At 72.3% G+C, this 19967-nt stretch carries 14 protein-coding genes, 1 tRNA gene, 1 other RNA gene and 4 pseudogenes; 13 read left to right on the forward strand and 7 right to left on the reverse strand.

Features of this window, described 5'->3' with window-relative positions; genetic code table 11:
* Window positions 1-321: 321 nt before the first annotated feature.
* A pseudogene (locus ACIOGZ_RS15320) lies at window positions 322-1104 on the reverse strand (IS5 family transposase); the annotation flags it as partial.
* A 47-nt stretch (window positions 1105-1151) separates the two neighbouring features.
* Here ACIOGZ_RS15320 and ACIOGZ_RS15325 point away from each other — a divergent pair.
* Both ACIOGZ_RS15325 and ACIOGZ_RS15330 read left to right on the forward strand, forming a co-directional pair.
* Complete coding sequence (locus ACIOGZ_RS15325) at window positions 1152-1388, forward strand: hypothetical protein (RefSeq protein ID WP_400986283.1); 237 nt, start codon at window positions 1152-1154, stop codon at window positions 1386-1388.
* Between the two features lie 87 nt (window positions 1389-1475).
* A pseudogene (locus ACIOGZ_RS15330) lies at window positions 1476-1891 on the forward strand (LuxR C-terminal-related transcriptional regulator); the annotation flags it as partial.
* A gap of 17 nt (window positions 1892-1908) precedes the next feature.
* Here the strand turns inward: ACIOGZ_RS15330 and ACIOGZ_RS15335 are convergent.
* Together ACIOGZ_RS15335 and ACIOGZ_RS15340 are read right to left on the reverse strand one after the other, a co-directional pair.
* Window positions 1909-2472: a GNAT family N-acetyltransferase gene (locus tag ACIOGZ_RS15335; protein ID WP_400986142.1), complete on the reverse strand. Its 564-nt coding sequence runs from the start codon at window positions 2470-2472 to the stop codon at window positions 1909-1911.
* Window positions 2473-2484: 12 nt separating this feature from the next.
* A pseudogene (locus ACIOGZ_RS15340) lies at window positions 2485-3128 on the reverse strand (DUF2637 domain-containing protein).
* 200 nt (window positions 3129-3328) lie between these two features.
* Here ACIOGZ_RS15340 and ACIOGZ_RS15345 point away from each other — a divergent pair.
* Window positions 3329-3850 (forward strand): annotated as a pseudogene (locus tag ACIOGZ_RS15345) (tyrosine-type recombinase/integrase); the annotation flags it as partial.
* A 162-nt stretch (window positions 3851-4012) separates the two neighbouring features.
* Here ACIOGZ_RS15345 and ACIOGZ_RS15350 read toward each other — a convergent pair.
* Window positions 4013-6343 carry a hypothetical protein gene (locus ACIOGZ_RS15350; protein ID WP_400986144.1) on the reverse strand — a complete coding sequence of 777 codons (2331 nt, stop codon included), beginning with the start codon at window positions 6341-6343 and terminating at the stop codon, window positions 4013-4015.
* Between the two features lie 445 nt (window positions 6344-6788).
* Window positions 6789-6873: transfer RNA gene (locus ACIOGZ_RS15355), tRNA-Ser, on the reverse strand.
* Between the two features lie 110 nt (window positions 6874-6983).
* On the opposite strand from ACIOGZ_RS15355, the gene ffs reads away from it, so the two are divergent.
* From ffs to ACIOGZ_RS15405, 10 genes are all read left to right on the forward strand, one after another.
* An RNA gene (gene ffs, locus ACIOGZ_RS15360) (signal recognition particle sRNA small type) lies at window positions 6984-7074 on the forward strand.
* A gap of 91 nt (window positions 7075-7165) precedes the next feature.
* Entirely contained in the window at window positions 7166-9346 is a 2181-nt protein-coding gene (locus ACIOGZ_RS15365; RefSeq protein ID WP_400986146.1) for a DNA polymerase III subunit gamma and tau, read from the forward strand.
* 121 nt (window positions 9347-9467) lie between these two features.
* Complete coding sequence (locus ACIOGZ_RS15370) at window positions 9468-9806, forward strand: YbaB/EbfC family nucleoid-associated protein (protein WP_400986148.1); 339 nt, start codon at window positions 9468-9470, stop codon at window positions 9804-9806.
* 181 nt (window positions 9807-9987) lie between these two features.
* Window positions 9988-10587: a recombination mediator RecR gene (gene recR / locus ACIOGZ_RS15375; RefSeq protein ID WP_363579725.1), complete on the forward strand. Its 600-nt coding sequence runs from the start codon at window positions 9988-9990 to the stop codon at window positions 10585-10587.
* Entirely contained in the window at window positions 10580-11329 is a 750-nt protein-coding gene (locus ACIOGZ_RS15380; protein ID WP_363579724.1) for a DUF5063 domain-containing protein, read from the forward strand. The genes recR and ACIOGZ_RS15380 overlap by 8 nt, the downstream gene beginning before the upstream one ends.
* Before the next feature lie 425 nt (window positions 11330-11754).
* On the forward strand, window positions 11755-13035 hold the full coding sequence (locus tag ACIOGZ_RS15385) for an aspartate kinase (protein ID WP_063348651.1): 1281 nt from the start codon (window positions 11755-11757) through the stop codon (window positions 13033-13035).
* A complete protein-coding gene (locus ACIOGZ_RS15390; RefSeq protein ID WP_400986149.1) occupies window positions 13032-14111 on the forward strand; it encodes an aspartate-semialdehyde dehydrogenase in 1080 nt (359 codons plus the stop codon). The genes ACIOGZ_RS15385 and ACIOGZ_RS15390 overlap by 4 nt, the downstream gene beginning before the upstream one ends.
* 401 nt (window positions 14112-14512) lie before the next feature.
* On the forward strand, window positions 14513-15058 hold the full coding sequence (locus ACIOGZ_RS15395) for a SigE family RNA polymerase sigma factor (protein WP_063348653.1): 546 nt from the start codon (window positions 14513-14515) through the stop codon (window positions 15056-15058).
* Window positions 15051-16238 (forward strand): hypothetical protein, encoded by a 1188-nt coding sequence (locus ACIOGZ_RS15400; RefSeq protein WP_400804019.1) that lies wholly within the window; start codon window positions 15051-15053, stop codon window positions 16236-16238. Before ACIOGZ_RS15395 ends, ACIOGZ_RS15400 begins: the two co-directional genes overlap by 8 nt.
* Window positions 16239-16416: 178 nt before the next feature.
* On the forward strand, window positions 16417-17208 hold the full coding sequence (locus tag ACIOGZ_RS15405) for an SURF1 family protein (RefSeq protein ID WP_363579720.1): 792 nt from the start codon (window positions 16417-16419) through the stop codon (window positions 17206-17208).
* Window positions 17209-17294: 86 nt separating this feature from the next.
* Here the strand turns inward: ACIOGZ_RS15405 and ACIOGZ_RS15410 are convergent, their stop codons facing one another.
* Together ACIOGZ_RS15410 and ACIOGZ_RS15415 are read right to left on the reverse strand one after the other, a co-directional pair.
* The gene (locus ACIOGZ_RS15410) at window positions 17295-17855 is read right to left on the reverse strand and encodes a hypothetical protein (protein WP_400986151.1); all 561 of its coding nucleotides are present in this window, start codon (window positions 17853-17855) and stop codon (window positions 17295-17297) included.
* Complete coding sequence (locus ACIOGZ_RS15415) at window positions 17852-19825, reverse strand: S9 family peptidase (protein ID WP_400986153.1); 1974 nt, start codon at window positions 19823-19825, stop codon at window positions 17852-17854. Before ACIOGZ_RS15415 ends, ACIOGZ_RS15410 begins: the two co-directional genes overlap by 4 nt.
* Window positions 19826-19967: the final 142 nt, after the last annotated feature.

Genomic DNA, 19967 nt, shown 5'->3' on the forward strand with positions numbered 1-19967 from the left:
TGGACCCCGACCGCCTGTCCTTCACCCGCAGCCTGCGGGTCGTACGCCGCCAGGTCCCCGCCCAGGCGGCGCTTTCCCCCCGGCACACTCGCCAGCGCGCTGACCCGCACCCTGGCTGAGATCACCGAACGGCTCCTGCCGCCACGGCGCCGGCGGACCTGCCCCCGCGTCATCAAACGCAAGATGTCCAACTGGCCCCTCAAACGCTCCCAACACCGCAACTGGCCGCAACCCGCTCCGACAATCGTCACGATCGCCGGACCGGGCACGGCCTAAGTCATAAGTCACCGGCATTGGGGCTAGGACCGACCGGCAAATGGATCACTTGAGGCGTTGGGTGCTGGGGCGGCCGTCCCAGCGGTAGCGGCTCGTCGAGCGTCGGATGAGCATGCGGAGCGTGACGAGAGTGGCGGCGAGGTAGACGTAGAAGTCCACGACCTCGCCGCTCCTCTCGGTACAACGACGGAGCTTTCCGTAGCCGTTCATCCACGAGTGGGTGCGTTCTACCAGCCAGCGTTTTCCGGCTTGGATCGGGGCGGGCACGCCCTTGCGTGCGATCTCGGCAGTGAAGCCCAACCCGGCTATCAGCAGACGGGACTTGGCGCTGTCGTAGCCGCGGTCGAGGTTGACGTTGACGGTCTCCGGCATCGCGCCGACCTGTGCCTGTGCCGCGTCCAGAGTGGGGCCGAGCAGGGGTGAATCGTGCCGGTCGGCCCCGTCGGAGACGATCCCGAGCGGGACACCACAGGCATCGGACGCGACGGAGCGTTTCAGCCCCTGCTTGCCCCGGTCCACCGGGGAGCGCCCGGCTTTGTCCCCACCGGACGGGGCCTTGGTGATGCAGCCGTCCATCGAGATCTCGCTCAGCCCGAGGCCGATCATGCGGTCGTAGGCCTCGAGTGCAAGGGCATGGACCTTCTCGGATATCCCCAGTTCAGCCCACTGCTTGACGCGGCGCCGGATGGTCCGGTCGGAGCATCCGGCGCCAGCGATCCGTTCGTAGCCGGAGCCGTGGACCAGCGCGAGCACGATGTACTCGAAGACGGTCCGGTCTGGAACCCGTCGCCGGTGACAACCCAGCGGATGGCTCTCGGCTCGAGGAGGAGACCGGCCTCCTCGTCCGCCCGGCCGATCTCGTACTCGTCCACGTCATCCACGTCGAACAGGGCTTTGACCAGGCAGGGCAGTTCGTCCTCTTCGTCTTCGCCACCGACACGTGGACCGGCGAACTGACCAATACCGAGCCGGACAAACACCTGGCTGCCCAGTGGGTCTCTGGGGACCGCCTTCCTGAGCCCGCGTTCCCGACAGCTATGCAGGCGCTGGTCGCGTACCGGGACGGAAGTCCCTCCGTCTCCCGCTACGGCTGGTCGGCCACCACGGCGTGATAGGCGGGCCAGGCGCAAGGGTGGCTGCCGCTACCGGGACCTCTGCTTGACCGAAGCTCTGCGGGCGGCCATCCAGCGGGTGGCCGGGTCCTGTCCCAGTACGTGGCCACCCCCTACGCCACCCGCCTCCTCTCCGCCGCCGGCGCCCAACCCGCGGGCCTCGGCTACCTCCTGAAGGACCGCGTCGGCGACGTCGCCGACTTCCTCGACGCCCTGCGCCGCGTGGCGTCCGGCGACACCGTCATCGACCCCGACGTCGTGCGCATCCTCCTCCGCACCCAGACCACCGCCCACCCCCTCACCCGCCTCACCCCCCCGGCGAGCGCGAAGTCCTCTCCCACATGGCCGAGGGCCTCAACAACCAGGCCAGCGCGGCGCGGCTGTCCATCACCGAAGCCTCCGTGGTGAAGCACTGCGGCAACATCTTCACCAAACTCGACCTCGACCCCACCGAAGGCAACCGCCGCGTCCTGGCCGTCCTCACCCACCTCCGCGCCTCATAGCCGGACAGGGCGGGAGGTCAGCGCTGCTCCCACTGCTCCTTCGTGATCTCGTACTGCACGCCGCCGAGGTCGGCGCCCTCGACCATCAGCATGCCGTCCGGGGTGGGGAGGGGATGGGAGAACGTCATGCCCACCTTCTCCATGACGTTGCGCGAACTGCGGTTCAGCACCATCGTCGCGGCCCAGACCATGCGCAGGTCGAGCTCGCCGAATCCCTTGCGCAGCAGGGCCAGCGAGGCCTCGGTGGCGTAGCCCTTGCCCCAGGCCGCCTGCCGCAGCCGGTACCCGAGCTCGGCCTCGTCCTTCGGACCGTCCTTCTCGGGTCGCAGGCAGAACCAGCCGATGAACGCCCCGCCGTCCTTCTCGAACGCGGCGAACAACCCGAGCTCGCCGCCCCACCTCTCGTAGCCGGCGATGATGTTCGGCAGATGGCTCTCGCGGACGACCTCCGCAGGCGTCCCCTCCCCGCCGGACAGGAAGCGCATCACCGCCGGATCGCTGTCCAACTCAATCAACAGGTCCGCGTCGTCAGCAGTGAATCGGCGCAGCGTCAGGCGCTCGGTCTCCAGATAGGTGGTCACGCAGCGGATCATTCACGAACCACCTGAGACCCTCAACGCATTTACGGCACCACCCACCCCCGCACAGCTGGCGTTCTTTTTACAGACCCGTTCCCGGCTGTCGGGCCGGACGTCGTCGTCGGGCTCGGGCACCGGTTCGTCGGCGGGCAGGTCATCCTGCTCCGCGTCCGTCACCGGTGCGGGCTCGGTCGCCGGTGCAGGCTCGGCGTTTTCGCGGAACGGGAGTTCGCTCTCGGCGGGCTTCGGCCCGGCGGTGACCTTGGCCGGGGTGGTGTTGTGGGCGAGGAGGGTGCCGCCGAAGAAGGCGAGGGCGGGCCATCTGGCGACCATGATCCGCAGCCAGGCGGGGACGTGGGCGAGGTCGAGGAGTCCGGCGGTGGCGACGTTGGCGCCGAGGGAGGCGGTCAGGGCGATGGTGAACCAGGTCCAGGCGGTGCCGGCGGGACGTCCGGTGGTGCGCAGGGTCCGCATGCGGTGCCAGGCGGCGACGAGCAGCAGGTCGACCGAGACGGGGTAGGCCAGGCTTTCCAGCCGTGTTGTCCGTAGGCTTCGGCGATGTCGTGGAGGTGGGCGAAGGACAGGGCGCCCGCGATGGCGGCTTGTACGAGGACGGCGTCCGGGCGGGGTAGACGCGGCGGTGGGGTGGTGGCGGTCATGCGGAAGGTGGTCCTCGCAGGTCAGGTGGTTGTTTGTGGGATTGCCGTCTTTGCCGTCTTGGGGCTGTGGGACGGGCTCTGGGCTGGGGCGGGTTCGGCTGCCCGGGTGGTGCCGTGGACGCGGCGGTGTGCGGGGTCGGGACGGTGCGTATAGCGCCGAGGGTCGGGCAGCCGGGTAGGTGGTGGGCGGGGCGGGCACGCGGCCCAAGTACCAGCACGGCTGCGGCGACCGCTGCGGGCGCAAGTCCGGCTTCTGCCCGCAGAAGGAGCCGATCCGCCGCGAGACCAAGGGCACCAAGTCCCGGGCCGGGCGACGTGCGGTGCCGCTGCCCGAGCAGCTCGTCGTGATCCTCCGGCAGCACAAGGAGGAGCAGGACCGCGAACGGGCCCTCGCCCGGGACCTCTGGGTGGACAAGGGCTACGTCTTCACCTCGGAGACCGGCGAGCCGCTCAACCCCAGCACCGACTAACACCACTGGAAGCGGCTTCTACGCGAGGCCGGCATCCGTGACGGCCGCCTCCACGACGCTCGCCACACCGCCTTGACCGTCCTCCTCCTGCTCGGGGTGCCGGAGCGGATCGTCATGGCGATCATGGGCTGGTCCTCGGCCTCGATGGCCAAGCGTTATCAGCACGTCACCGACCCGATGCTTCACGATGTCGGCCAAAAGATCGGCGGCCTGCTCTGGGGTGCGGGCAGCTTGTACGCCGCTGAAAGCTGATGCTTCGCGTCCACAGTGGGGCACTCCTCGGAGGTCCGAGAAGTGCCCCACCGTGGCCTGCAGTGTCACCTCCACCTTGCAAGGCCAGGGCAACGTGTGCTTGTGATGAGAGAGTTGGGTGCCGCCGTAAGCCCAATACTTGATCATCTTTGAAGGCGGACCTTAGGAGTGCTTCCAATCGGATGCCGTCCGGCCGCTCGGTTCGAGCCCGAAGCGGCGGACGCGATCCGCTTCGTCCTCCTTGCCCAACCCTTCCAGGACACCCACCAAATCGGCGATGCAGAAGGATTCGCCCGCCAGCGCTCCACGCCGGTACCAGTCGGCGGCCTCCTCCGCCCGGCCCGCCTGGGTGGCGAGGAAACCCGCGAGTTGGTGGGCGGTCGGCACCCCTCGGCTCGCCGCTTCCCTGGCACTTTCCAGCGCCTCTTCGAGGAGACCGTTCTCCGTTCGGATGAAGGCCGATCGCCACAGGGCGCCGCTGCTCCCAGCTGCGGCGAGTTCGGCCAGCCAGTCGATCGTTGCCTCGTACCCGTCCACGGCGACTGAGAGGTCGCACGCCAGGAGGAACGCCGGCACGTTGAGCCGCGGAACGTTTCCCCGGCACCAGTGCAGCGCTTCTTCGATCCGTTCGCCGTTCAGCAGGATCCGTACCAAGGAAGCCGACGCCATGACCGATCCGGCGGCCACGAGAGCCTCCAGCCACTCGACCGTCCTTTCCACGCCCTCGCATTCGACCGCCAGGTCGGCCGCGGCGTCGAGAACCATGTGGTTGCCTTCAGCTACGACCTCCCGGTAGCAGGCGAGCGCTTCGACCGGCCGGTCCGTTTCGATCAGGGCCTCGGCCTTCGCACGCCACCTCCTGACGCCCCGCCGTTCCAACTCCTCAAGCCAGTCGAGGGCTTCCTCCGCACCGCTTTCCGCCGACATGAGGCGGGCGTATCGAAGCACCGAGACCGCGTCGCCCGCCTCCGCTGCCCGCCGATACCAGTCGATCGCCTCGCTCTGACAGCCGTTATCTTCGGCATTCTGCGCGACCGAAAAAAGCGCGGTGGCGTTCCCCTGATCGATGAACTGCTGGAGCCAGCCCATAGCCTGGCCCTGGCCCTGGCCGCGGTTCGCGAGAACGTCTTCGGCGGCGAACCCCAAGGCCATGTCGTCGCCCCCCTCGGCGCGGGCTCTCAGCCAGTCCATGACCTCGCGCTCTCTGCCGAGTGTGCCGGAGAGTGAGACCAGGGAGGCGTGCGTCCAGTGATCACCTGCTTCGATCGCGCAGCGGTACCAGTGCAGCGCCTGATCGTGCCGGCCAGCCCTCTCCATCAGCTCGCCAGCCAACCCCAGGGTCTCCCCGCTCCCGCCCTTCCACGCGCGGAGGTGGAGCCGGAAGGAGTGCCGGAAAAGACCTCGGTTTCGGGCTTCCCAGGCGAGGCCACTGGAATCACCAGGGTCCGAGAATTCGGCGACCGCGTCCCACAGCGAGTTCGGGGCAGCGATGATCGATCTGCTGACCCGCCCGAACTGGTCCAGGAAATCCGCCAGCCGATAGCGCGGTTCCCCCTCGGCCGGGGTGCCGGGGCGCGGGCGGATCTTCACGAGTGGGCTGGTGGCACCCCGGCACCGCCTACCGAGGAACGACAGCGTGTCATCGAACCACCCGTCCCGCAGGTCGTCCCATTCGTCGTCGGCCATGTAGTCGGCGGCGGCCCTCTCCAGCAGCGCGGGCGGGAGTTCCTTCCGGCACCCGAGTCGACGGACGTCCATCGCGGCGTGCAGGACCGCTCTGGCTGCCGCCGGAGCGGTGGAATAGCGTTCCATCAAGGCGAAGGCGGCGGAGAGATACTGCGTGATGCGCCCGTCACGGGCGCGTTCGACCGCCTCGGCGAACCTCGTGTCGGTACGTGCGTGCTCCCGCGCGACGCCCAGCGCCGACGCGTCGAACTCCGTGGGGACGGGAATGCCGCAGCCGGTGAGGAGGACCCTGGCTTCCCGGTGCCGGTCGGGGTCCCCCGGTTCGGGCCGGGTGGCGAATTTCTCCCACTCCGTGGGCCACAGCGTGCCCAGGGCTAGGATGGGCCGGCGGGCCGGATCGTTCAGCAGGTCCCGCAACCCGGCGGCCACCATGGCCCCCTGTTCGCTGCCCGGGGCTGACAGGAAAGCCGCGAGATCGTCGAGCCAGAGCACCGTCCGCGGACCCACGGAAGCCATGCCTCTGAGAAGGGCTTCGCCCGGGCCGGGGGAGATCGGCTGCCAGAGCCGCCAGTCCGCGGGCAGGGACTGCACTGCCTCCCAGCAGGCACGGGTCTTCCCCGCCGACGATTCACCGACGAGCACGACGAGCTCGCTGCTGCCGCTGACGGCGCTGCTCACGACCTTCGCCAGTTGACGGTCATGGCTGCGTCCGACGTAGACGGGAAGCACTGTCGGACGGCCGTCGCTGGCCGCGCCTTCGGTCTGGATGACCTGGTGGGCATCGAGCGCGTACGGATCGGTGAACATGCGTGCCGGGACGGTTCGGAGTGCGGCCGGTCTCGTGCCTGCAGAAGACCTCCGCAGTGGCTCTCCCGAAGAAACGGACCACCAGGTCAGGAAACCCCCGCAGGATGTCCGACAGTTGCCCCTGGTCCCACAGCTCGATCTCCAGGTTGCGGTGGGCTTTGCGAAGTTCAGCCAATGCCTCGACGATCTTCACGTCCGAGGCGTCCGCAGTCGTGATCACGACCAGGCGCTGGGCCGAGAAGGGGCGTGTACCTTCCGTTGATCCGGCCCGAGGATCTCTTCGGGCCACTCACTTCCGGTAGCGACTTCACTCACCGCGCCCTCCCCACCGATGATTGTAGGCGCGCGAGCTACGAGTTGGTCGTCTGCCGAACTGAGACCACGACACGACGATGGCCCCGACCGTTGAACGGTCGGGGCCATCGTTTGCCCAGGTGGGCGAAGGCGGAGGATACGAGATTCGAACTCGTGAGGGGTTGCCCCCAACACGCTTTCCAAGCGTGCGCCCTAGGCCTCTAGGCGAATCCTCCGTGGGAGAGCTTAGTACATGTTCGGGGGTGGTCGCGACCAGCGATCCCGTAGGCGTGAGGGTGGGGTTGCCTGTGGATCGTCGGGGCTCGGATCCGGTAGTGTGGGGGTCAGCCCCTCGTGTGGCGTTATCTCTCTGAACCCCCCCAGGGCCGGAAGGCAGCAAGGGTAAGAGGGCTCTGGCGGGTGCACGGGGGGTCTTTGCGTTCCCGGGCGGTCGCCGGGGGGCGGTGGGGGACGGCGGTGAGGCGAGGGGCGACGCGTTTGTCGGCGCGTCCCGATATCGTCGGGGGTGTGTCCCTAGCCCTGTACCGCCGCTACCGCCCCGAGACCTTCGCGGAGGTCATCGGGCAGGAGCACGTGACCGCTCCGCTCCAGCAGGCCCTGCGTAACAACAGGGTCAACCACGCGTACCTGTTCAGCGGGCCGCGCGGCTGCGGGAAGACGACGAGTGCGCGCATCCTGGCCCGCTGTCTGAACTGTGAACAGGGGCCGACGCCGACGCCCTGCGGGGAGTGCCAGTCCTGTCGCGACCTCGCGACCGGCGGGCCCGGCTCGATCGACGTGATCGAGATCGACGCGGCCTCGCACGGTGGTGTGGACGACGCGCGCGAGCTGCGGGAACGGGCGTTCTTCGCGCCGGTCCACAGCCGCTACAAGATCTTCATCCTGGACGAGGCGCACATGGTGACCTCGGCCGGGTTCAACGCGCTGCTCAAGGTGGTCGAGGAGCCTCCGGAGCACCTCAAGTTCATCTTCGCGACCACGGAGCCGGAGAAGGTGATCGGGACGATCCGGTCCCGGACGCACCACTACCCGTTCCGGCTGGTCCCGCCGGGCACGCTGCGCGACTACCTGGCGGAGGTCTGCGGCCGGGAGGGCATCCAGGTCGAGGACTCGGTGTTCCCGCTGGTGGTCCGGGCCGGGGCCGGGTCGGTGCGTGACTCGATGTCGGTCATGGACCAGCTGCTGGCCGGCGCCGCCGAGGGCGGCGTGACGTACCAGATGGCGACCTCGCTGCTCGGGTACACCGACTCGGCGCTGCTGGACGAGGTGGTGGACGCCTTCGCCGCGCACGACGGGGCGACGGTGTTCCAGGTGATCGACCGGGTGGTCGAGGGCGGGCACGACCCGCGTCGCTTCGTCGCCGACCTGCTGGAGCGGCTGCGCGACCTGGTGATCCTGGCCACCGTGCCGGAGGCGGGGGAGAAGGGGCTGATCGACGCCCCGGCGGACCGGGTCGCGATCATGCAGGCGCAGGCGGACGCGTTCGGCTCGGCGGAGCTGAGCCGGGCGGCGGACATCGTCAACACCGGGTTGACCGAGATGCGCGGCAACGCGGCGCCGAGGTTGCAGCTGGAGCTGATCTGCGCCCGGGTGATGCTGCCGGGCGCGTACAGCGACGAGCTGTCGTTGCAGGCGCGGCTGGACAAGCTGGAGCGCCGGGCGGCGGCCGGCGGGTTCGCCGCGCCGATGGCGGTGGGGGTGCCGGTGGCCGCGCCCATGGCCGTGCCCGTTCCGGCGCCTCCGCCGGTGGCGGAGGCCGCCCCGGTGCAGGCCGCGCCGGTCGCGACGGCCCCTGCGGCGGCTCCTGTACCGATTGCGCCAGTCGCACCGGCAGTACCGGCAGCCCCCGCGGCGCCCGCCGGGCCCGCGCCGGGTGCCTGGCCGATCCCGCGCAGCTTCCCGCCGGCGGGCGGGGCCCCGGCCGCGGCCCCCGCGCCGCAGCCGCCGGCCCAGGCCGCCGAGGCCGTCGAGGCCCCGGTGTCCGCCCCCGCCCCCGCGGCGCCCGCGCCCGCCCCGGCCGGGCAGCCCGCCGAGCCGGCGTCGGCCGCCGCGCAACAGGGCGCGGCGCAGGTCCGGCAGCTGTGGCCGCAGATTCTGGAGGCGGTGAAGAACCGCCGCCGCTTCACCTGGATCCTGCTCAGCCAGAACGGCCAGGTGGCCGGGTTCGACGGCAGCGTGCTCCAGGTGTCCTTCATCAACGCGGGCGCCCGGGACAGCTTCGTCGGCAGCAACAGCGACGACGTGCTGCGCCAGGCGCTGACCGACGCGCTGGGTGTGGACTGGCGGATCGAGTGCATCGTCGACCCGTCCGGGGGCGGTTCCCTCGGTGGCGGTACGGCCATCGGTGGCGGTGGCCTGGGCGGTGCCGCCCCGAGCGGTGGCGGCTGGGGGGCCCCGGCCCGTCCGGCGGCCGCCGCGCCGCCGGTGCCGGCTCCGGCTCCGGTGCCCGCGCCGGTCCGGTCGCAGCCGTCCCCGCAGGTGCAGGCCGCCCCGGCGCCCGCGCCGGTCCAGGCCCCGCCGCCGGTGGCTGCGCCGCCGGCCCGTCCGGTGCGCGCGGTGGCGCCGGAGGACGACATCCCGGAGGAGGACGACCCGGACCTCAACGAGGAGGCGTTCTCCGGTCAGGAGCTGATCATCCGGGAGCTGGGCGCGACGGTTCTGGAGGAGATCCACCACCGCGGCAACTGAGCGACGGCCCGCCCCGGCAGCACGTAGGCTCGGCCGTGACGACGCGAGCGGGACTGCAAGCGGACGTGACCGCAGGCAGGACGGCGACGCAGGACAGCAAGCACGAAGCGAGGAGTGAGCCGTGTTCCCCGGTGGTGGCCAGCCCAACATGCAGCAGCTGCTGAAGCAGGCGCAGAAGATGCAGCAGGATCTCGCGCAGGCGCAGCAGGAGCTGGCGGAGACGAAGGTGAGCGGTTCGGCGGGCGGTGGCCTGGTCGAGGCCACGGTGACCGGTGCCGGTGAGCTGGTGGCGCTGACCATCGCCCCGGCGGCCGTCGACCCGGAGGACACCGAGACCCTGGCCGACCTGGTCCTGGCGGCCGTGCGGGACGCCAACCAGTCGGCGCAGAACATGCAGGCCGAGCGCATGGGCCCGCTGACCCAGGGCCTGGGCGGGGGCATCCCCGGTCTGCCGTTCTGACCTGGGGGAGCTCCCGGACGGGGGCTCCGACCAGGCAGGTCTGAGGTCCTGAAGTTCTGAAGTTCAGACAACGGACCCATGTGATTTATGTGGGAGTCGGGCGTCGGGCGGTGTGTCCGGCGCCCGATTCGTTGGATGATGGCACCGGAGCACCACCGACCATCCGAGGGAAGGCGCGACGTTGTACGAGGGCGTGGTTCAGGACCTGATCGACGAACTGGGCAGGTTGCCCGGCGTCGGGCCCAAGAGCGCCCAGCGGATCGCCTTCCACATCCTGCAGTCCGACCCGACCGACGTGCGCCGCCTCGCGCACGCGCTGCTGGAGGTCAAGGACAAGGTCCGGTTCTGCGCGGTCTGCGGCAACGTCGCGGAGGCCGAACGGTGCCGGGTCTGCCTGGACCCGCGCCGCGACCTCGGAGTCATCTGCGTGGTCGAGGAGTCCAAGGACGTCGTCGCCATCGAGCGCACCCGCGAGTTCCGCGGCCGCTACCACGTGCTGGGCGGCGCGATCAGCCCCATCGAGGGCGTCGGCCCGGACGACCTGCGGATCCGCGAGCTGCTGGCGCGCCTCGCGGACGGCACGGTCACCGAGCTGATCCTGGCCACCGACCCCAACCTGGAGGGGGAGGCGACCGCCACCTATCTGGCCCGGCTCTGCAAGCCGATGGGCCTGAAGGTGACCCGGCTGGCGAGCGGCCTGCCCGTCGGCGGGGATCTGGAGTACGCGGACGAGGTCACCCTCGGTCGCGCCTTCGAAGGGAGACGACTTCTCGATGTCTGACCGGACGCTCGACCAGCAGCCCCACACGCCCCACCAGCCGTCCCACGGGCAGGCCCACCAGCCGGCCCCCGGACAGCCGCACGGGGAGCCGCAGAGCCACACCCCGCACATCCACGCGCACGGTTCGGAGCCGGACGACTTCGCCGTGCAGATCGCCGACTCGGTGGAGAGCTTCGTGCTCGCCGTCACCGAGGTCGCCAAGGGCGACGAGCCGGGCAGCGCGGTCTCGCTGCTGCTCCTGGAGGTCTCGCAGGTGCTGCTGGCCGGTGGCCGGCTGGGCGCCATCGAGGACGTCGTCCCGGAGGACCGCTTCGAGCCCGACGCGGGGCCGGAGCCGGACGGCGAGCAGCTGCGCGAGCGGCTGGCCGAGCTGCTCGCGCCGATCGACGTCTACCACGAGGTCTTCGACCCGTACGGCCCGCCGGAGAAGCCGAACGCCTTCCGGATCTCGGACGACCTGGCCGGCGTGGTCGGCGAGCTGCAGCACGGGCTGACCCACTACCGCGAGGGCCGGGTCAGCGAGGCGCTGTGGTGGTGGCAGTTCTCGTACCTCTCCAACTGGGGCACGACCTGCACGGCGGTGCTGCGGGCGCTGCAGTCGCTGATCGCGCACGTCCGGCTGGACAGTCCGATCGGCGCGGTGCCGGACGGAGCCGACACCGACGACGACGGGCTCACCGACGAGCAGCTGGAGCAGCAGGCCGGCGACCTGATGGCGGCGGAGCTGGGCCTCGGGCGGTAGCGCCGCCCTCCGCTGCCCGTGCCATTCCGGCACGTCCGCGCGATTCCGGCACGCCCGAACGTCGCCCCCGGCGCGCGCCGGTTTTCGGTGCGCCCCCCGGCGGTCGTCGGCCCGGCATCTGCCGGGCATCGGCCGGTCGTCGGCTGATTGTGACGAATGCCTCAGCATTCCGCGCGGAAAAGAAATCCCGCCGGATCACCGTCCGTTGATCCGCCGATTCTTCGGGGCGGTGGCGAATTGCCCGCAGACCTGCCGGTGGTGCCGCCCGTTTCGCCGACCACCTGCTGAAACGGGCGTCTCATCATATGGAAAGCGCCGGTTGTGGCACCCCTGCTCGGTAGACTGGCGCCGACCGCACAGCCCCTTTTCCCCGGGGGTGCGGGGGCCTGGTGCCCCCGGAAGACGACACAAGTCGAGGAGCGCACGTGGGCCTTGTCGTGCAGAAGTACGGCGGCTCATCCGTTGCGGATGCCGAAGGCATCAAGCGCGTTGCCCGCCGAATCGTTGATGCCAAGAAGGCCGGCCATGAGGTCGTCGTCGTGGTGTCCGCAATGGGCGACACGACGGACGAGCTCATCGAACTCGCGGAGCAGGTGTCACCGCTTCCTGCCGGCCGTGAGTTCGACATGCTGCTGACCGCTGGAGAGCGCATCTCCATGGCGCTGCTGGCCATGGCGATCAAATCGCTGGGGCACGAGGCGCAGTCCTTCACGGGCAGCCAGGCCGGCGTCATCACCGACTCCGTCCACAACAAGGCGCGCATCATCGACGTGACGCCTGGTCGCATCCGCACCGCCCTGGACGAGGGCAACATCGCGATCGTGGCCGGCTTCCAGGGCGTGTCGCAGACCAGCAAGGACATCACCACGCTGGGCCGCGGCGGCTCGGACACCACCGCCGTCGCCCTCGCCGCCGCGCTCAAGGCCGAGGTCTGCGAGATCTACACCGACGTGGACGGCGTGTTCACCGCCGACCCGCGCGTGGTGGCGAAGGCCCGCAAGATCGACTGGATCGCGTACGAGGACATGCTGGAGCTGGCGTCGTCCGGCTCCAAGGTGCTGCTCGACCGCTGCGTGGAGTACGCCCGGCGCTACAACATCCCGATTCACGTACGCTCGTCCTTCTCGGGTCTTCCCGGGACGATCGTCAGCAACGAGAACCCGCACAAGCCCGAAGGGGGCGAGATGGAGCAGGCCATCATCTCCGGAGTCGCCCACGACACGTCCGAGGCCAAGGTCACGGTCGTCGGCGTGCCCGACAAGCCGGGCGAGGCGGCCCGCATCTTCCGCGCCATCGCGGACGCCGAGGTCAACATCGACATGGTGGTGCAGAACGTCTCCGCCGCGTCGACCGGGCTGACCGACATCTCCTTCACCCTGCCCAAGGCGGAGGGCCAGAAGGCCATCGACGCGCTCGGCCGGGTCAAGGAGGGCATCGGCTACGAGTCGCTGCGCTACGACGACGCGATCGGCAAGATCTCCCTGGTCGGCGCGGGCATGCGCTCCAACCCGGGTGTCACGGCGGCCTTCTTCGAGGCGCTGTCCGCCGCGGGCGTCAACATCGAGCTGATCTCCACCTCGGAGATCCGCATCTCGGTCGTCACCCGCGCCGAGGACGTGCCGGAGGCCGTCCGCGCCGTGCACAGCGCCTTCGGACTGGACAGCGAGACGGACGAGGCCGTCGTCTACGGAGGCACCGGGCGATGACCCGGCGGCCGAACCTCGCCGTCGTCGGCGCCACCGGCGCGGTCGGCGAGGTGCTGCTCGGCCTGCTCTCCCTGCGCCAGGACGTCTGGGGCGAGATCCGACTCGTCGCCTCCCCGCGTTCGGCCGGCCGCAAGCCGGTCGTGCGCGGGGTGCCGGTCGAGGTCGTCCCGCTGGCCGAGGAGGCCTTCGAGGGGATCGACGTCGCCGTGTTCGCCGTCCCCGACGAGGTCTCCGCCCAGTGGGCGCCGATCGCGGCCGCCAAGGGCGTCGTGGTGGTCGACGACTCCGCCGCCTTCCGCACCGCCGAGGACGTGCCGCTGGTCGTCCCCGAGGTCAACGCGGCCGCGCTGCGGCTGCGCGCCCGCGGCATCGTCGCCAGCCCCGCCAGCACCACCCTCGCGATGATCGCGGCCGTCGGCGCCCTGCACGCCGAGTACGGGCTCGCTCAACTCGTCGTCGCCTCCTACCAGGCCGCCTCCGGCGAAGGCCGGATCGGCGAGGCGGCGCTGCGCGAGCAGACCGCCCTGGTGGCCGGCACCGAGGTCGGCCGACAGGCCGGCGACCTGCGCGCGGTGATCGCCGACCACGGGCCGTTCGCCGCCCCGCTCGCGCTCAACGCGGTGCCCTGGACCGGCTCCCTGGTGGACGGCGGCTGGTCCTCCGAGGAGGTCGGCATCCGTGCCGAGGCCCGCAAGATCCTCGGCCTGCCCGCCCTCAAGGTCTCCGCGACCTGCGTCCGCATCCCGGTCGTCCGCACCCACGCGCTGGCCGTGCACGCGCTCTTCGAACGCGAGGTCACCCAGGAGCACGCGCAGCAGATCCTCCGCGACGCCCCCGGGGTCGTGCTGTACGACGATCCGGCGGCCGGCGAGTTCCCCACGCCGAACGACGTGGTCGGGACGGACCCGGTCTGGGTCGGACGGGTGCGCCGGGCCCTCGACGAGCCGGCCGCGCTCGACCTCTTCCTCTGCGGCGACAACCTGCGCAAGGGTGCGGCGCTCAACCTGCTGCAGATCGCGGAGCTGGTGGCGGGTGAGCTGACGGTGACGCAGGAAGGCGCGCCGGGAGCGGCGTAGGAGAAGGCGCGGGAAGAGGCCTGGCAGGAAGCCCGGGAGAGACGCGGGAAGAGGCCTGGTAGGAGGCCCGAGAGGCGCAGGAAGAGGCCTGGTAGGAGGCCTGGGAGATGGCCCGGGAAGGCCTGGAGCCGCCCGCTCCCGGGCCCGCGCGGCCCCCGATCCGGGGAGGACGTGTCCGCTCCTCGACACAATCTGTCCGGAATCCCGATGGAATCCCCTGGAGGCCTCTTCCGCCGATGCGGAAGAATGGCCCCCGGGCTGGGCAACCATGACAGGGGATCGAGTGTCCAACGGGCGTGGCGAACGTGATGGTGGGAGCAGGGGCGGGCATCCCGGCGAGAGCCGTGGTGGCCTTCCCCTCGCGCGCCCCGTGGCCGGCGAGTAGGCCGGAAGACGACCAGATGACCGCGGTCGCACCCGGTGCGGCGGGCTCCGGTGCCGGTACCGACGCGGGTACCAGCGAGGACCTGCTCACCGAGACCTACCAGGCCCACTACGGCTCCCTGCTGCGGCTCGCCGCGCTGCTCCTGGACGACCTCTCGACCTGCGAGGACGTCGTCCAGGAGGCGTTCATCCGGGTGCACGCCGCCCGGCGCCGGGTCCGCGAGCCCGAGAAGACCCTGGCCTACCTGCGGCAGACCGTCGTCAACCTGTCCCGCTCGACCCTGCGCCGACGGATCCTCGGCCTGCGCCTGCTGCCCAAGCCCATGCCTGACATGGCCAGTGCAGAAGAAGGCGCTTACGATGCGCTGGAGCGCGACCAGTTGAAGGCCGCGCTGCGTGGTCTGCAACGCCGTCAGCGGGAGGTTCTGGTGCTGCGTTACTTCGTGGACATGACGGAGGCGCAGGTCGCCGAGACCCTCGGCATCTCGCTCGGATCGGTGAAGGCCTACGGCTCGCGCGGACTCGCCGCCCTGCGCACCCAGATGGAGGCCGGGCATGGCTGACGGCGCCGGGCGGTGGCCCTCGGACGGTGAGGGCGACGGGCTCTCCGCCGAGGAACGAAGCGTCCGCGACCTGATGCGCGGCGCCGTCGCCGGCATCCAGCCCGAACCCGGCGGCCTGCCGCGGATCCGGTACGCCGTACCCCGCCGCCGGGCCGCCCGGCGCGGAGCCTGGACCGGCGCCGTCGCCCTCGCCCTCGCCGTCGCCGTCGCCCTGCCCGCCCTGCACGACGGTGAGCACCTGGGCCTGTCCGGCGGCCCCGGCTCGGCCGACGCCAGCAGCCCGGCCCCCGCCGCACCGACCGGCACCAGGGCCGGCGGCGCCCCCGGCACCGGCACGCCCTCGCGGCCCGGCCCCAGCGGCACCGGCGACACCGCGTCACCCTCCGGCACCCCCACCGCCTCACCCAGCCCCGGCGCCAGCACCACCCGCGCCGATGGCACCACCGCCCCGGCCGCCCCCGCCGCCAGTACCGGCGACAGCCCGATCACCCCGCTCTGCACCCGGGCCGACCTCGGCCAGGGCGGCGCACAGGTCGGCCCGGCCGACGCCGACGGCCGGATCCACGGCTCGTTCACCGTGTACAACGTCTCCGGCCGCAGCTGCCGGCTCGGCGGCCCCGGCGCCGTCGCCGTCACGGCGGTGAGCGGGACCGACCGCAGCCGCGTGCGCACCGCCGACCACGCCGCCGGCGACCCGGCCGGCGACCTGCCCGCGATGGACGCGGAGCCCCCCGTCCTCGCCCCGCAGGCCGGCTACCGGGTGTCGTTCGACTGGATCCCCGACCGGACCTGCCCCACCTCCGGCGGCAGCACCGCCACCACCGGCCCCACCAGCCAGGGCGGCGCCAACCAGGCCGCCGGGGCCTCCCAGGCACCCGCCGCCGCCACCGGTGCCGCCCCGGCGGCCTCGGACGCCTCGGCGGTCCCCAGCACCAACCCCCAGGCCAGCTCGTCCCCCAGCGCCGGGCCCACCAACGCCCCCAGCCCCACCGCCACCCCGACCGGCAACCCCACCACCGCGCCGGCCACCGCCACCATCGCCCACACCCCCGCCCCCGGCAGCCCTGCCGTTGCCACCGCCACCTTCCCCGTGGCCTGCGCCGGCACCCTGTACCGCGGCGGCGTCCAGGCGGTGGGCGCACCGGCGTCGCAGCCGTCGGACACGCCCCCGGCGGGCTGACGGGTTTCGCGGTCCGGCGGCGGTCAGGGGGCGGTCCGGCGGCGGGCGGTCAGGGGGTGGTCAGGGGAGGCGGTCGGGGCCGGGCGGGCAGGGTCGGACGGGCGACCAGCCGGTCCGGAGCGGCCGATGGCGGACCCCTGCGGCCGGGACGGGTGTGAGGAGTGGTTACCGTGGGGGTGTGTACCGGTTCCTCCTGACTCCGCGCTGGCTCGGCGGCACCGCGCTGGCCGTCGCGGCCGTGGCGGTGTGCGTCTGGCTGGGCTCCTGGCAGCTCGGCCGGTTCGAGGACCGGTTCTCGTCGCACCAGGAGACCAAGCAGACCGTCACCGCTTCGAGTGATGTGCGGCCGATCGACGACCTGCTCAACCAGGCCACCCCGCAGGTGACCACCGAGACCGTCGGCAAGCCCGTCACCGTGACCGGCAGCTACGACGCGGAGCATCAGCTCCTCGTCCCGAACCGGATGGTCGACGGCAAGCAGGGCTACTACGTGCTCACCCCGCTGCGCACCGCCGACGGCCGGTTCGCCGCCGTGGTCCGCGGCTGGGCGCCCGGTGCGCCCGCCGAGGGCGCGTCCGCGGCCGCGCCGCCGCCTCCCGGCCAGGTGACCGTCACCGGGCGGTTGCAGGCCGGTGAGTCCAGTGGCAGCAACGGCGCCGTGGCGGGCGGTCTGCCGGCCGGTCAGCTCGGCACGGTCAACCGGGCGGCGCTGCTCAACGCGCTCGCGTACGACGGCTGGTACGACGGCTGGGTCGCCGCCGACGCGGTGCCGGCCGGGCTGACCCCGGTGCCGACGGTCCAGCCGCAGGGCGGCGACGGGCTCACCCTGCGGGCGTTCCAGAACCTCGGCTACACCCTGGAGTGGTTCGTCTTCGGGGGCTTCGTCATCTTCATGTGGTTCCGCCTGGTGCGCCGCGAGGGGGAGGCGGAGCAGGACCGGGCCCTCGGACTGGACCCGGTCCTGGACTGACCTCCGCGGTTCGGCGCCCCTGCTCGGCCGGCCCGCCCCCGCTCGGCTGGCCCCTGCTCGGCCAGCCCCTGCTCGGCCGGCCCGCCTCAGCGGGTTGGCTTGCCGGGGACGGAGGGAGCGGACGGCAGGGCCGGGACGACCGGTGCGGTCGTCGGCTTACCGGGCGCCGTCGGGGAGGACGGCACCGGCGTCGGCGACTCGGTGAACGCCGGCTCGTCGTGGCACCGGCCGTGGCCGCCGCTCACGTCGTCGTTCGAGTCGTAGCGGTCGATGTGGTGGTGCACGGTGCGCCCGGTCTTCGTCCCCTTGGAGCCGGAGCCCTTCGACCCGGAGCCCTTCGAGCCGGACGAGCCCTTCGACCCGCTGGATCCCCTGGCGAGCTGGACCGCGTCCTCGCCCGCCGCAGGCGCGTACGCCGCCCGGGCGACGGCGGGCCCCGGCCCCGGCGCGTTCGGCCCCGCTGCGCTCGCGCGGGTCGCGGTGGCGGCCGGTGCGGCCGGTGCGGCCGGTGCGGTTGGCGCGGCCGTGGTCGGCGTGGGGCCGGCCGGGGGCGGGCAGGCGGCCTCGGCGCCGTGCCCGCCCGAGCAGCCGGTGAGCACCAGGGCCCCGGCCACCGCCACCCCCGCGAGCGTCAGCAGACGCCTCACACCGTCTCCCCGTCGCCGGCCTCGGTCCCGGCCTCGGTCCCGGTCTCGGTTCCGGCCACGGCCTCGGCCTCCGACGCCGCGGCGAGGTGCCGCCGGACGAAGTCGATCTCCAGCCGCAGTTGCTTGATCCGCTCCTCCACCACCAGCGACCCGTGCCCGGCGTCGTACCGGTAGACCTCGTGCGGCTTGCCCAGCTGCTCCAGCCGCCCGACGTAGTTCTCGATCTGCCGGATCGGGCAGCGCGGGTCGTTGACCCCGGCGCTGATGTAGACCGGCACCCGCACCTGCTCGACGTAGCTGAGCGGCGAGGAGGCGGTGAAGCGCTCCGGGACCTCCTCCGGGGTGCCCCCGAAGAGGGTGCGGTCCAGCGACTTGAGCGCTTCCATCTCGTCGGCGTACGCGGCGTGGTAGTCCGCGACGGGCACGGCGGCGACGCCCAGCGTCCAGCTGTCCGGCTGGACGCCGATGCCCAGCAGGGTCAGGTAGCCGCCCCAGCTGCCGCCGGTGAGCACCAGCCGGCGCGGGTCGGCGAGGCCGCTGGCGACCGCCCACTCCCGGACGGCCGCGATGTCCTCCAGCTCGATCAGGCCGACCCGCTCGTGCAGGGCGTCGGTCCAGGCCTGGCCGTAGCCGGTGGAGCCGCGGTAGTTGACCCGGACCACCGCGAAGCCGTGGTCCAGCCAGGCGGCCGGGCCGGCGGCGAAGGAGTCGCTGTCGTGGTGGGTGGGGCCGCCGTGGATCTCGAACACGGTCGGGAAGGGCCCCTCGCCCGCCCCGGCCGGACGCTGCACCAGGGCGTGCACCCGCCCGCCGGGCCCGTCCACCCAGATGTCCTCGACCGGGACGGAGCCGGGCGGCACCGCGCCGGGCGCCCGCAGCACGACCGTCCCGGCGGTGGAGCGGACGGCGGAGGGCTCGGCGGCGGAGGACCACAGGTACTCGACGGTGCCGTCCGGGCGGGCGGTGGCGCCGCCGACGGTGCCGCGCGGGGTGTCCAGCCGGGTCAGCCGACCGTCGGCGAGCGTGTACGAGAACAGTTCGCTGCGCGCCTCGTACTCGTGCTCGACGAGCAGCGCCTCGGCGCCGGGGCACCACTGCGCGGAGACGTCGCCGGGCAGCTCGCGCCCCTGCTCGTCGCGCAGCGGCAGCGCGGTCTCGGCGCCGGTGGCGACGTCCCAGATCATCGGCTCCCAGCGGCCGGTGCGCTGGTGGGCCACCAGCAGCCGGGTGTCGCCGTCGACCGGGGCGAAGCCGAGGCAGGCGACGCCGCGCGGCTCGTCCCGGCCGGTCACCTCGTCGAGTTCGGCGACGGTTTCGACGGTTTCGACGGGTTCGGCGGGCTCGCCCGTCGTGCCGCTCGTGCCACTCGTGCCGTCCGAGAGGCGGACGATCCGGATCGCGGAGTGCATCGCGTCGCCGTGCTCGGTGTGGTCGATGGCGAGCAGCGTGCCGTCGTAGCTGAGGTCGCCGACGCCGCCGTACTCCGCGTGCCGGTAGATCTCGACGGCCTCGGCCGCTCCGGGGCGGCGCAGGTGCAGGGTGGTGCCGTCCTCGTCGGTGGAACGTCCGACGACCACCGTGCCGTCGCGGCCGAGCGCCAGGCCGGCCGAGTAGGAGGGGGCGAGGCCGGGCACGGCCTCCTCGTCGGGGGTGCCGGCGCTGCGGTCTGCGGGCCCGCCGGCGAAGGGCTGGCGGCGCCAGACGCCGAACTCGTCCCCGTCGTGGTCGTCGAACCACCACACCCAGGCGCCGTCGGGGGACAGCTCGGCGTCGGTGGTGCCGTTCGGCCGGTCGGTGACCTGCCGGTGGGTGCCGGTGACCCGGTCCCAGGCGTAGACCTCGTAGGTGCCGGTCGCGTTGGACACGTACAGCGCCCGGTCGGGGGCGTCCTCGGCCCAGTCGGGGAGTGACACCCGTGCTGCCCTGAACCGCTGCTCCCACGCCGGTACGGCGCTCTTCTCCTCGCTCATCCGACCATCCAACCCGATCGGGGGGACAGAACGGAACGGGCGGGGGACGGAACGGGGCGGGGGGGGGGGCGCCGCGGACCCCCGCCCCCCCCCCCCCCCCCCCCCCCCCCCCCCCCCCCCCCCCCCGCCCCCCCCCCCCACG

Source organism: Kitasatospora sp. NPDC088160 (genome assembly GCF_044741445.1).
Taxonomy (GTDB): Bacteria; Actinomycetota; Actinomycetes; order Streptomycetales; family Streptomycetaceae; genus Kitasatospora.

Coding starts and splice junctions, on each gene's coding strand:
- ACIOGZ_RS15390 (WP_400986149.1), top strand. CDS start 13,032: ATGACCCGGCGGCCGAACCTCGCCGTCGTCGGCGCCACCGGCGCGGTC.
- ACIOGZ_RS15380 (WP_363579724.1), top strand. CDS start 10,580: ATGTCTGACCGGACGCTCGACCAGCAGCCCCACACGCCCCACCAGCCG.
- ACIOGZ_RS15395 (WP_063348653.1), top strand. CDS start 14,513: ATGACCGCGGTCGCACCCGGTGCGGCGGGCTCCGGTGCCGGTACCGAC.
- ACIOGZ_RS15415 (WP_400986153.1), bottom strand. CDS start 19,825: ATGAGCGAGGAGAAGAGCGCCGTACCGGCGTGGGAGCAGCGGTTCAGG.
- ACIOGZ_RS15350 (WP_400986144.1), bottom strand. CDS start 6,343: ATGTTCACCGATCCGTACGCGCTCGATGCCCACCAGGTCATCCAGACC.
- ACIOGZ_RS15400 (WP_400804019.1), top strand. CDS start 15,051: ATGGCTGACGGCGCCGGGCGGTGGCCCTCGGACGGTGAGGGCGACGGG.